Source organism: Sphingobium sp., from assembly GCA_023266575.1.
GTDB lineage: Bacteria > Pseudomonadota > Alphaproteobacteria > Sphingomonadales > Sphingomonadaceae > Sphingobium.
On sequence record JAHFPV010000001.1, the window covers coordinates 247,252 to 259,595 of the forward strand.

Genomic DNA, 12,344 nt, shown 5'->3' on the forward strand with positions numbered 1-12,344 from the left:
TCTGGTACAGTCGCACGGACATCATCCCGCAACCTCGGCATCGGGCTGCCCGGCCATCAGTGCGTTGATCCAGGCCAAGCACAGGTCGCGGCTGCGATAGCTGCCCCATTTTGCCGTTTCTTCGCGTTCGACGATGGGGAAGGTCGAATAGATGTAGCGGATGTCGTCGCGGCTTTGGCCACCGTCGGCGGGATCGAACACGCCGTAGAGGATGAAATAGAGCGCATCGAGCTTGGCGCGTAGCCGTAGCCGCCGGTCCTCGTCCCAGATGAAGGGCGGCAGCACGTCACCCGCTGCATCGACATGGCCCAGACCGCGCGCGAAGGGGGCGAGGTCATGGGCGGCGTAGGTCAGTTCCAGCACCGCCTCACGGACGATGTCAGCGGCGGTCTTGTTGCCGAAGGTTAGGGCATAGGCGGCGGGCGGGATGATCGGCAGTTGCTCGACTATATACCAATTGAGGTGGGTGCTCTGAGCCTTCTGGCGCGCGACGTAATCGAGCACGAGCGCGTTCAAATTTCCCAGTAAAAGCGCCTGCTTGGACGGTGGAGCGTCCGATAGAATGAGCGGCGCGGTGTTTCCTGCCGCCCGGTGCGGTATCATTGCAGCGATCATCGTCCGCGCATCGGTGGATCGCGCTATGTCGCGAAACCCGATCGCGGTGCCCTGAACAGCTTCAGTTGCGAGCAGCCAATATTGCGATGCTGGCAGAAATGACGGATCGGCCTTCATCTCCGACGTTACATCGCCGCTCAATGCAGGGTTGTGCAAGTTCGCCTCGTTGACGACGACTGATGCAGCCCGATGATCGAATTGGTGGATCATCCGACCGACATACAACGGCACCCATTCGCCCGCCGCTGACTGGAAGCGGTTGCCGCCAATGCTCCAAGCCCCCTCGCGTTCCTCCAGTTCGGCGCGGGTGCGGAACAGGTGGCTGTCGTTGGTCATGTGAAACATGGTGGCGTAGCGCACCGGCCAGGCGGCGACGGGCGCGCCGCCCGAGCGATCGACCAGCACCGGCAGCCGGGCATAGATCGCGGTGGTCAGTGCCATGTCGCGGCGTGAGCGGAAAATGGGCGCGGTGCCGGTGTTGGGATTGACGCTGGCAAAGTCCGCTGCACCAATCGCAAAGGCGCGATCAGGGTCCGCAAGTTCGCTCGTACCATGTAGGAAGAACGCGCTTTTCGTGGAGCCGAAAGTCCGGGTCGGGCTGAACGAAATCACACAGAATTTGAAGCTGGCATGCACGTCAGGAAAGAATATTTTCTTGTTCTCAAAATCATAGAGCGCCTTCAGATGTCCGCCGACTGCCACTTCACGGAAGAAGGCGCTGGCCGACAAGTCTGAGGCGATCCCGCTGGGTGTCAGCAGCCCGACCATGCCACCCGGCTTCACCAGCGCGTGGGCGCGTTCGACGAACAGCGAATAGAGGTTGATGTCGCCCCGGCTAAGCAACGGATAATTGTCCGATGGCGCAGGAATGGTTTTAGGCGGACCGCCAATCGAGACGTCCTCACCTTTGGCGTGCACCTTGCTCTGTGTTTCCGGCATCTTTTTGGACAACGCCTTTACGGTGTTGACGTAATCCGGATTGGCGATGCGCTTGCCGCCGTTGAAGCGCGCCATCCGTGCCGTATCTGCCGCGCGCGCGTCCGCCAAGGCGAAATCATGCCAAAGTGGGTCACCGTCCGCTCTGAGCTTGGCAATCATTTTGGCACGGTCAGATGCACGCTGCGCCAGAGCAATTTCGGGCCGCCGCGCGGCGAACCATTCAACCTGTTGCAGCTTTATCCTGTCCCAAGGTGGATTGCCGACGATGGCGTCAAACCCGCCTTCCCGACCCGCGCTCGCCCAATTGCTCCAGACGCCAGGAAAGGAGATCTGCCAGTTGAGGAATCGCTCTTCGGCAATCAGCGAACGAGCTTGGGTCAATATCTCGCTGAAGCGCTCCGCTTCTTCTGGCTTGACCTTGTGGGTGGCGGGCGCAAGGCGGCCTCGGGCAATTGATATGGGATCACCGAAGCTGCCATCGAGCCAAAGGCGCACGAGCGCTTTGTCCGTCTTCTCCTTCAGGTTCAGCCAGTCGAGCGCGTGGATGAAGCTGACGAACCCGTCGAGTTCGCCGGTCATCAGCTCGACATCATCATACATCGCCGCCGAACGATGCGCCTCGGCGATCTCGACATCGGTCAGCGCCTCGATCGTTTTCATGGCTTCGGCCGATCGCTGGGCATTGCGCAGCGCATCGATATAAAACAGCTCGCCGCCCGCGCCCGCCTTGTCAATCGCGTCGCGCACCCAAAGACCGAACAGGCTGTCGCCAGCGTGCAGATGATGGTCGATGAACGACAAAGGCGCGCCGACCGTGAAGGTGTGGAGCCAGAGCGCGACCTTGGCGAGTTCGACCGCCATCGGGTTCTTGTCCACGCCATAGACGCAGCGTTTCAGCACCATGCGGCGGACGATGTGTCGATCGTCGAGCTGTTCCTCGTCGATCGTCCAGTTCGCCGCGCGCGCATTTTTCAGGATAGTCGCACGGATATCTTCGATCTTGTCGGCGAGCGGCGACGTGTAGTGCAGATCGACGCCCAGCGCGGCGACTTCTGCCATTGCGTCGAGCACATGATCGGCCAGCGTATCGACCAGGCTGACGAGGAAATCCCCGGACCCCATTGCCGGGTCGCAAACACGCAGCGACAGTATTGCATTGGCGGGGTCGGCATCCCGCAGTTCGCGCCGCCGATAGTCTTCAGCGTCCTTAGGGTTGAGCTTGGAGAGGGCCGTGCGGAATGCGTCCATCCGTTCAGTGATGAGCGGTTCGAGCGTTTCGTCGAGGATCAGTCCGACCAGCTCGTCCGGCGTATAGTAGCTGCCGCTATTCTTGCGGGCGAACAGGTTGGGGCGAACGACCAGTGCGCCAGCATCATCACGCACAATCTCGAATTCCAGCAGACGTTCGTAGATCGAGCCGAGCTGCTGCACGGAGAGGTCGCGGTAATTGATGTAGCGGCGCTCACCGGATGATCGCTCATAGGAAAGGGCATCGAGGGCAATGGCCATCACGCTGTCGGGGACGCGGGCGCTGATAAGCAGGGGAGTTCTGGCTGTGGCGAACAATCCGCCGTTATAGGGTGGAATACCGACCGATGCGTCGCCCTTGTCGATGATCCGCGATAGGTCGAAAACGTGCGACCAGATGCGCGCGGCGGACGTGGAAAACGCATCGCCGCTGGTCACGCGCTTCCCGACGTCGAGCCGCAGCGGGCGCAACGCATAGTCGTCATAGCGCGGGTCGCTGACCGGCAGAAGATCGCGATCTTCTGCATAGAGCAGGAAAAGCAAACGGTAGAGGAGCACCAGTGCGGCGTCGCGAACGTCGATTAGCGGCGCATCTGGTGCAGCCTCGGCGATGGATTTTGCCAAGCTGGGAAACACGACATCGAAAACCAGCTTTGAAAGGCTGGAGGCGACCCGCTCCTCATAAAACGCGGCTTCGGCGCGGGCGCGATCGTGGAACGAATGTTGGTCCCTGCCGTCGCGCAGAAATGCTTCACGTCCGAACATCACTGCAAAAACGCGCAGCCAGTGGTCGCGTGTAGCTCCATCCGAAGCTGCATCGTCGCCTTCAAGCGCAAGAACGCGGCCGAGATCGATCTCTAGAAATTCTTCCGAAATCGACCTTGCGCCCGCCCAGTAGAGCCGCCAGCGCGTGCCGTTGGTAAGGATACCCCAGCGCAGCGCACCGCTCGTCAGATCGTCAATCCGCCGTAAATAGCGGAGCATTTGGGTGGAGGGCGCGGTGGTTTCATCGCGGCCAGATGCACGGTCGAGCGGACGCGCCCATCGCTTGCTTTCGACGACCGCAAGGCCATGCCCATAACGCCGCCACTGGTCGCCTTGCGCGTTGGCGGACGCCTTCGCCGCTGCGTTGGCAAACAGCAGGCCATCGGGCACGTCATCACGCCCGCTAACGGTAAGATTCTGCTGGCGAAGAGAATCCGACCAGCCAAGCGCCGCAAGCACCGGCCAAATGAAATCGTCCTCGGTCTGGCTTTCATTCGTGCGTTGATTTTGCGGGAATACTGCGGCGATTTGACCCAGACGCGCGCGCAACTCCGCCACATCGACGGCACGATAGGCCGCCGTGACCTTTATCGCTTCGATGAGGTAGTCGGTGGTAAAAAGCGCACCAGAAATGAACAACGCGGAATCAGCCAATTAGCACCCCCTATTTGTTTCATACCGATGGATGCGTAAGGCGCAAAGGGGAAGCGCTACAGGCCCGGGCTGTTGCGATCAATGCCTTGGCAGCAATCGACGCGCTGTTGAACCGTTCACTGCACCACGCTTAAGGGCCGCCAACTGGAAAAGCCCGGTTGCGTCCCGCCCTGTTCCGAATCGTACCATAAGGACCCCGTCGGAACGTGGGAACAAATGTGGCTTTTTATTTTGAGGCTTAGCAATTTATCGTGTAAAAACAACACAATAAAACACTTGAATGGTAGCGGAGGAGGGACTTGAACCCCCGACACGCGGATTATGATTCCGCTGCTCTAACCAGCTGAGCTACTCCGCCCCATGGGGCCGCGCGGGGCGTGTCGCCCTGCGGTGAGGCGGCGCTATACGCAGCGGGGGCGGGTCGGTCAACGGGGGTAATGCGGGTGGCAGGCAACTTATTTGCGGCGCACGCTCCAGCCTGCGGGCAGCGCCGTGGGATAGGCCGCCATTGCGCCCGAATCGATCGCGCCGACCGCCTCGCTCACCAGCGGGCCAAGCTGGCTCATGTCGGGATTATGGCCTGCACCCGGCACGGTCAGCAGGGTGGCGGGCTTGCCCGCGGCGGCGAACAGCGCGTCGGCCTGGCTTAGATCAACCCTGTCATCGGCGGTGCCAAGCATCATGACCAGCGGCGCATCAATCTTGGTCGACGCGTCCAGATTATTCCATTTGTCGGGTAGCAGCATGCCCAAGCCACCGGGGGCTGATTCCTCCAGCTTGTCGAACGTGGACAGTGTGACCACGCCCGTCACCGGCACGGTCGCCCCGACATGCAACGCCACTGCATCGCCCAGCGAATGGCCGACCAGAAAGACATGCGCGTCCGATCCGATGAGTTCTCGCGCCCGCGCCACGAAGGCGCGACCGTCCGCCATTAGCCCGGCCTGTGTCGGGCTGCCCGGATTGCCGCCAAAGCCGCGATAGGAGACGACAATGACATGATCGCCGCGCCCGGTCAGATGTTCGGCATAGCGCGCCGCGACCCCCTGGTTCGACCCCCGGCCATGAAAGAAAAGGATGACGTCGCGGTCGCCCGGATCGCCCGGCCAATAATAGCCGGTCAGCGCCAGCCCATCCTCGGTCCGCACCGGCAGCGACTGGGGCGGTGCCTTGGTCCATTGCGCCACGCTGATCGGCGTGGCGTCGGCTTTATAAATCTGTTCCCGCACACCCGAAGCGCAGGAGGCCAGCATCAATGTGGCCGCCACCAGACCTGTTTTCTTGCCCAACATGATCGTTTCCATACCGTTACGGACCCACAATAACGCAATCGCAGGGTTCAGCGCGATTTTTCTGTTGCAATCTTTTTTGGGCCAAGTCCTAATGTTGCAACGCACAACCGGCCATGATGGCTGAGGGAGGATCGACAACTTGCCCTTCCATGAAATGTTTGAGCCTGATGGTTCGATACGCCCCTGCTACGCTGAAGTGCAGAAATGGGTGGAGCGAACGGGCATTTCCGGGCTTAACCGTCGACTGGACGAGGCAGAGGCGATTTTCCGCCGCATCGGCATCACCTTCGCCGTCTATGGCGAGGGGGGCGACCCCGAACGGCTGATCCCCTTCGACCTGCTGCCGCGCATCTTCACCGCGCAGGAATGGCGCGTGCTGGACAAGGGCATCCGCCAGCGCGCCCGCGCGCTCAACGCGTTCCTGCACGACGTCTATCATCGCGGCGAAATCGTGAAGGCCGGCATCATGCCTGCCGACATCATTTATCAGAACAGCGCCTATCTGGCGGAAATGGCCGACTTCTCGCCACCGGGCAAAGTCTATAGCCATATTGTCGGCATTGACATCGTCCGCACGGGTCCGGGCAGTTTCGAGGTGCTGGAGGATAATTGCCGCACCCCGTCGGGCGTGTCCTACATGCTTGAAAATCGCGACATTATGACGCGCATGTTCCCCGAACTGTTCGCGCAGGGGATCGTGGCACCGGTCGATGACTATCCCGCCGAATTGCTCAAGAGCCTGAAGGAAGTCGCGCCCCCGGCGTGCAAGGGCGACCCGGTCGTCGTCGTGCTGACCCCCGGTTCGCTCAACAGCGCTTATTATGAGCATAGTTTTCTGGCCGACCTGATGGGGGTCGAGCTGGTCGAACCGGCGGACCTGTTCGTCGATGAAGGCCGGGTGTGGATGAAAACCACGCTGGGACCAAAGGTGGTCGACGTCATCTATCGTCGCATCGACGATGAATATCTCGACCCGTTGGTGTTCCGGCCTGACAGTCTGCTGGGCGTGCCGGGTATCTTTAACGTCTATCGCAGCGGCGGTGTCACGCTGGCCTCGGCCCCCGGATCGGGCATTGCCGACGACAAGGCGGTCTATATCTATGTGCCGGAAATGATCCGCTTCTATCTGGGCGAAGCGCCGATTCTGGACAATATCCAGACATGGCAATGCGGCAAGCCCGACGAATGTGCCTATGTGCTGGAAAATCTGCACGATCTGGTCGCCAAGGAGGTCCATGGATCGGGCGGCTATGGCATGTTGATCGGGCCGAAATCGTCGAAGGACGAAGTGGAAGCCTATGCTGCCCGCATCCGCGCCGATCCGGGCAAGTTCATCGCCCAGCCGACGCTGGACCTGTCCACCGTCCCTACGCTTGGTCCCGCCAGCGTGGTTGGCCGCCACGCCGACTTCCGCCCTTACTGCCTGGTCGGCAAGCAATTGCGCCTGGTCCCCGGCGGCCTGACCCGCGTCGCGCTGACCGAAGGGTCGCTGGTGGTCAATTCCAGCCAAGGTGGCGGGGTGAAGGACACTTGGGTCATGCAGGATTGATGATGGTTAGATCCTCCAATCACCCCTCCCCTTCAGGGGAGGGGCCGGGGGTGGGGGCCATCGTCTTGGTGCTGCGCCCGCCTCACGCCCCCACCCCAACCCCTCCCCTGAAGGGGAGGGGCTTTGAAAACGCAGGTTTTGAGGGTTTCTCATGCTGAGCCGGACCGCCGAAAATCTCTACTGGATGGCGCGCTATATGGAGCGGGCCGAGGCCACCGCGCGGCTGCTGACCATGGGGCAGCGTATGGCCATCCTGCCCGGCGCGCATCATCGCGACGAATGGCGCTCTGTCGTGCGGGCGACCGGTAGCGGCCACCAGTTCCCCGAAGGGGTGCAGGTGACCGAAAGCGATGTCGTGTCCTTTCTGATGCTGGACCTCGACAACCCCAGCTCGATCCGCTCCTGCCTGCTGAAAGCCCGGTCCAACGCCAAATCGGCGCGCACCATGCTGACGCAGGATATGTGGGAAGCGCTGAACGACGGCTGGCGCAAGCTGGACAGCTATGATGTCGGCGAAGCGCGCCAGCAGCTGCCCGCCCTCATTGACTGGGTCAAGACGCGGGTGATGACCTTCCGCGGTGCCACCCATTCGGGCCAGTTGCGCAATGAAGGCCATGATTTCCTGCGCTGTGGCTCGGCGCTGGAGCGGGCGCAGATGACGCTGCGGCTGCTGGACGTCAAATATTATGTCCTGCTGCCCGAAACCGAAGTGATCGGCGGCAATCGCGACCATTATCAATGGACGTCGGTGCTGCACGCTTTGTCGGGCAGCCGCGCCTATCATCATGTCTATGGCGGCACCTATACGCCCTGGCAGATCACCGATTTCCTGATGCTCAACCGCATGTTCCCGCGCAGCGTCGCTTATTGCTACGACCAACTGGCCTATCGCCTGCACCGGCTGGAGGGCTGGCACGGGACGCGCGCCGCCTGTCATGAGACGGTGCAGCAGATGGTGGCCGCGCTGGAGCAACTCGACAGCGGTGAAATCTTCCGCTTCGGCCTGCACGAAACGGTGCAGCATGGGCTGAAAATGACCAACCAGCTGGGCGGGGAAATCGCCCAGGCCTATCATTTCGGCTAAACCGGGGAAGGGGGGCCTTTCATGAAATTGCTCGTCCGCCACCAGACCGTTTATCGCTATGACGCCTCGGCCGGGCGGGTTGCGATGCGGTTCAAGCTGATGCCGGTTAGCACCCCTGCACAAACCGTGCTGGACTGGCAGGTCAGCGTGAACGGCGATGTGCTCACTGATTTTCGCCCCAACAGCTATGGCGAGATGGAGACGATCTGGATCAGGCGGGACCGGCAGGATCATGCCGTCATCGTGGCGGAAGGGCTGGTCGAAACCCGCGAGACTCATGGCGTGGTCGGCGCGCCGGTCAGCCGGGTCAATCCGCTTTATTATCTGCGTGAAACCGCGCTCACCCGCGCGTCGGATGGCATCGCCGCCATGGCGCGCGCCACGCCCGAAGGCGACGGGCCACTGGCGCGCCTCCATGCGCTGTCCGCGGCCGTTATCGACGCCGTGGGCTATCGCGCCGGGGTTACCAATTCCGCCACCACCGCTGCGCAGGCCTTCGCGCTGGGGGCAGGGGTGTGCCAGGACCATGCCCAGATCTTCATCGCCGGGGCGCGATCGCTCGGCATTCCGGCGCGTTATGTGTCGGGCTATCTGCTGGCGGGCGATGGCAGCGAACTGCACGAAACCCATGGCTGGGCCGAAGCGCTGGTGCCGGAACTCGGCTGGGTCGGCTTCGATCCCTCCAACCGCGTCTGCGTGACCGAACGCTATCTGCGCGTCGCCAGCGGCCTCGACGCGGACGAGGCCGCGCCGATCCGGGGGACGATCACGGTTGCGGGCGATATCTCGATTGACGCGGACGTCCGTATCGCGCAGGCGGATGGCGGCGTCGAGGAACGGCAGTTGCAGCGGCAACAGCAGCAGTCTATCCCGCCGTCCGACGCGCAGCATTGAAAAAGCTTTCGGGGGCCGGGGACGAATGACCTATTGTGTGGCGGTGCGGGTTGACCAGGGACTGGTCATGCTGTCCGACACCCGCACCAATGCGGGCATGGACAATATCGCTCGTTTTCGTAAGAGCTTCACCTATCTGGTCGAGGGCGAACGGGCCATTACGCTGCTCTGTTCGGGTAACCTGTCCATCACCCAGGGGGTGAAGGCCACGCTCAGCAAGGCGATCAAGGACGCCAAGCTCGACCCCGACGTCGAAACCATCCTCAATTGCAGCACCATGCACCGCGTTGCGCAGATCGTCGGCGACGCGATGCGCGCGATGCAGACCCGCTATCGCGAAAGCATCGAAATGGGCGGCTCCGGTGCCAGCGCCTCAATCATGATCGCTGGCCAGCGCCGCGGCGGCAAACCGCGCCTCTATCTGGTCTATAGCGCGGGCAATTTCATCGAAGCGACCGAGGACACGCCTTTCTTCCAGATTGGCGAGCATAAATATGGCAAGCCGATCCTGGACCGCATCATCAAGCGCGAAACCACGCTGGAGGACGCGACCAAGGCGGTGCTGGTATCGATGGACTCGACCCTGCGCTCCAACCTTTCCGTCGGTATGCCGCTCGACCTGACGGTCATCCCCACCGACAGGTTCGACTTCCGCGTCCGCACCCGCATCGAAGCCGACAATGAAGAATTCGCGATGATCTCCCAAAGCTGGAGCGCCGCGCTCCGCAAAGGGTTTGAGGATTTGCCCAACGTATTGGATTGAGCCGCGCGGGGTATCGATAAAGCCCGTTTCAATGCTGGATTTTCTCCGATTTCTGGCCGCAGATGGATCATCCGGCGTGCCACCCACACCCCCGCTTCACCTCCTCCAAGCAAATCCTTCGCTTGCCTGCGCGCCGTCACTGCCTATCTCTCCCATCAACACGAATCGCAGCTGAAAGCCTGATATGACCGCCACCCATTCGACCCGCATGTTGATCCTCGGTTCCGGCCCGGCAGGCCTGTCCGCCGCCATTTATGGCGCGCGCGCGGGTCTGGCGCCGATCGTGGTGCAGGGGATGCAGCCGGGCGGACAGCTCACCATAACCACCGACGTCGAAAATTACCCCGGTTTCAAGGACGTGATCCAGGGACCATGGCTGATGGAGCAGATGCAGGCACAGGCCGAGCATGTCGGCGCGCAGATGATGTATGACCAGATCGTGGACGTGGACCTGTCGCAGCGCCCGTTCCGTCTGACCGGCGACGGCGGCGTGGTCTATGTCGCCGACACGCTGGTCATCTGCACCGGCGCGCAGGCCAAATGGCTGGGCGTCGAGGGGGAGGAGCATTTGCAGGGCAAGGGCGTCAGCGCCTGCGCCACCTGCGACGGTTTCTTCTATCGCGGCAAGAAGGTAGTGGTCATCGGCGGCGGCAATACCGCGGTAGAGGAAGCGCTGTACCTTACCAACCACAGCCATGACGTCACCCTGATCCACCGCCGCGATACGCTGCGCGCCGAAAAGATTTTGCAGGAGCGCCTCCACGCCCATCCGAACATCAAGGTGCTGTGGAACAAGGCGGTCGATAAATTCGTCGGCGGCGGCACGCCCGAAGGGCTGGTCGGCGTGGACCTCATTGACACGGTGACCGGTGAAAAGTCGCATGAGCCGACCGACGGCGGATTCGTCGCGATCGGCCACCACCCCGCGACCGAACTCTTCACCGGCAAGCTGCCGATGGACGAGGGCTATCTGCTGGTCGAAAAGGGCACCACCCGTACATCCATCCCCGGTGTATTCGCGGCAGGCGACGTAACCGACAAAATCTACCGACAGGCGGTGACCGCAGCGGGCATGGGCTGCATGGCGGCGCTGGACGTGGAGAAATTCCTGGCCGAAGCCAATTTTGAGGCGATGGTCGAGGCGTAACCTATGTTAGCCCCTCCCCTTCAGGGGAGGGGTTGGGGTGGGGCTTTCAGCCCGCTACCTTGCCCCGCGCAAACGCCACCAGCGACCCGAACGTCTCGAACGTATCGCCGTCGATATCGTCATCTTCGATCAATATGTCGAAGCGATCTTCCATTTCGGTCAGCAGCCCCGCGACCGCCATGGAGTCCAGCTCCGGCAGCGCCCCGAACAAGGGCGTGTCGGCGTCGAACCCGTCGACCTGATCCTGCGAAAGGCCCAGCACGTCGCGCAACAGCGCCCGCGTCAGAAGCTCGATGTCATCGGTCCGGTCGACCGGCTGAGAATTATGCGCCCGCATGGTGGGCGACGTCCTAGTCATTCCCGACCTATCCGACAAGCGCGGAAATGGCCGTGCGGGCCGCTGGCAGCCAGCTGGACGCATGGCGCGGGTTGAAGGCGTCGATGCGGTGGAGCGGCACCCGCTCCTCCATCCAGTCGCTCTTATAGGGATTGTCGCCGGTGCCATAGTCGATCATCGCGACTCGATCGCCATCAATCGCCTGGGCAAACATCGCATGGCTCAGCAACGTGCCGGGCGATCCGGCGTCATGGGCGCGATCATGGGAAAGTTTGTGGATGAGGGCCACGTCATTTTCCACCGTCCACAATTGGGTGGCGACCGCGCGCTCCCCGTCCCGCGCAAAGCCCAGCCGCAACGTGCCTGCCTCACTCTCCCGTTCGGCCAAAGCGCGCAGGAAATCGAGGCCTGGCTCCGGCTGCTTCCAGCTGCGCCCGTGCACATCGACATAATCGCGCCACAGATCGTCGGTCAGCCGGTCGCTAATCGACAGGTCATAGCGGCTGCCCCGCACCCGGCGCTTGACCAATGTGCGCAAACGGCCGGGACGGCTGGCCCAGTAGGTCGCGAAATCGCGCCCCGCGACCTGCAAAATATGCCGCCCGCCCATTGGCCGCGACAAAGCGAACCATCCCGTCCGACGCAGGCTGGCAAGCAACTCGGCGCTCGCCGCGACCGGATAAAGATCAATCTGGCTGGTGGTGCGCAACAGATGACCGCTCAGCGCATCCAGCAACCGTGCCCGCTGCCCCGCATCGGGATCACCCGTAAATTGCGGCGACCAGTCAAAACTATACCAGTTGGCCAGTGCCGACACCCGGCGACTGTCGCGGCCAAGTAGGAACAGCCACGCCTGCGCGCCATCCTTTTCCGCCACAACCACCCGAACCGGGACATCGGCAAAGCAATGGCGGTGCAGCAGGTCGAACCAGTCATACCGCCCGAACAGGCAAGGCACAGCTTCGCGGTCGAGACGGCCATGCAGCGCGTCCCGCACATCTGCGAGGCTGTGATATTCCCTTGTCGTCGGCAACCGACTATCTCCGCATTCGTCTGG

General features: G+C 62.1%; 9 protein-coding genes and 1 tRNA gene. 5 read left to right on the forward strand and 5 right to left on the reverse strand.

Annotated features, from left to right (window positions below; all coding sequences use genetic code 11):
• Window positions 1–21 precede the first annotated feature (21 nt).
• The 3 genes from Q0D44_RS01270 to Q0D44_RS01280 form a co-directional block, all read right to left on the reverse strand.
• A complete protein-coding gene (locus Q0D44_RS01270; protein WP_294131239.1) occupies window positions 22–4,221 on the reverse strand; it encodes a hypothetical protein in 4,200 nt (1,399 codons plus the stop codon).
• A 281-nt stretch (window positions 4,222–4,502) separates the two neighbouring features.
• A tRNA-Met gene (locus Q0D44_RS01275) sits at window positions 4,503–4,579 on the reverse strand.
• Window positions 4,580–4,676: 97 nt separating this feature from the next.
• Window positions 4,677–5,513 (reverse strand): alpha/beta fold hydrolase, encoded by an 837-nt coding sequence (locus Q0D44_RS01280; protein WP_294131242.1) that lies wholly within the window; start codon window positions 5,511–5,513, stop codon window positions 4,677–4,679.
• Between the two features lie 139 nt (window positions 5,514–5,652).
• Here Q0D44_RS01280 and Q0D44_RS01285 point away from each other — a divergent pair, with 139 nt between their 5' ends.
• The 5 genes from Q0D44_RS01285 to trxB all read left to right on the forward strand — a co-directional run bounded on the left by Q0D44_RS01285 (window position 5,653) and on the right by trxB (window position 10,950).
• Window positions 5,653–7,062, forward strand: a complete 1,410-nt coding sequence (locus Q0D44_RS01285) for a circularly permuted type 2 ATP-grasp protein (RefSeq protein ID WP_217675013.1) — start codon at window positions 5,653–5,655, stop codon at window positions 7,060–7,062.
• A gap of 151 nt (window positions 7,063–7,213) precedes the next feature.
• Window positions 7,214–8,146 (forward strand): alpha-E domain-containing protein, encoded by a 933-nt coding sequence (locus Q0D44_RS01290; protein ID WP_294131246.1) that lies wholly within the window; start codon window positions 7,214–7,216, stop codon window positions 8,144–8,146.
• A 21-nt stretch (window positions 8,147–8,167) separates the two neighbouring features.
• A complete protein-coding gene (locus Q0D44_RS01295) occupies window positions 8,168–9,040 on the forward strand; it encodes a transglutaminase family protein (RefSeq protein WP_294131248.1) in 873 nt (290 codons plus the stop codon).
• A gap of 25 nt (window positions 9,041–9,065) precedes the next feature.
• Window positions 9,066–9,803 carry a peptidase gene (locus Q0D44_RS01300; protein ID WP_217675016.1) on the forward strand — a complete coding sequence of 246 codons (738 nt, stop codon included), beginning with the start codon at window positions 9,066–9,068 and terminating at the stop codon, window positions 9,801–9,803.
• A gap of 184 nt (window positions 9,804–9,987) precedes the next feature.
• Window positions 9,988–10,950 (forward strand): thioredoxin-disulfide reductase, encoded by a 963-nt coding sequence (trxB, locus tag Q0D44_RS01305; protein WP_294131250.1) that lies wholly within the window; start codon window positions 9,988–9,990, stop codon window positions 10,948–10,950.
• A 46-nt stretch (window positions 10,951–10,996) separates the two neighbouring features.
• Here trxB and Q0D44_RS01310 read toward each other — a convergent pair whose 3' ends face one another.
• Together Q0D44_RS01310 and Q0D44_RS01315 are read right to left on the reverse strand one after the other, a co-directional pair.
• A complete protein-coding gene (locus tag Q0D44_RS01310; RefSeq protein WP_294131252.1) occupies window positions 10,997–11,287 on the reverse strand; it encodes a phosphopantetheine-binding protein in 291 nt (96 codons plus the stop codon).
• Window positions 11,288–11,315: 28 nt separating this feature from the next.
• Entirely contained in the window at window positions 11,316–12,320 is a 1,005-nt protein-coding gene (locus Q0D44_RS01315; protein ID WP_294131254.1) for a GNAT family N-acetyltransferase, read from the reverse strand.
• Window positions 12,321–12,344: the final 24 nt, after the last annotated feature.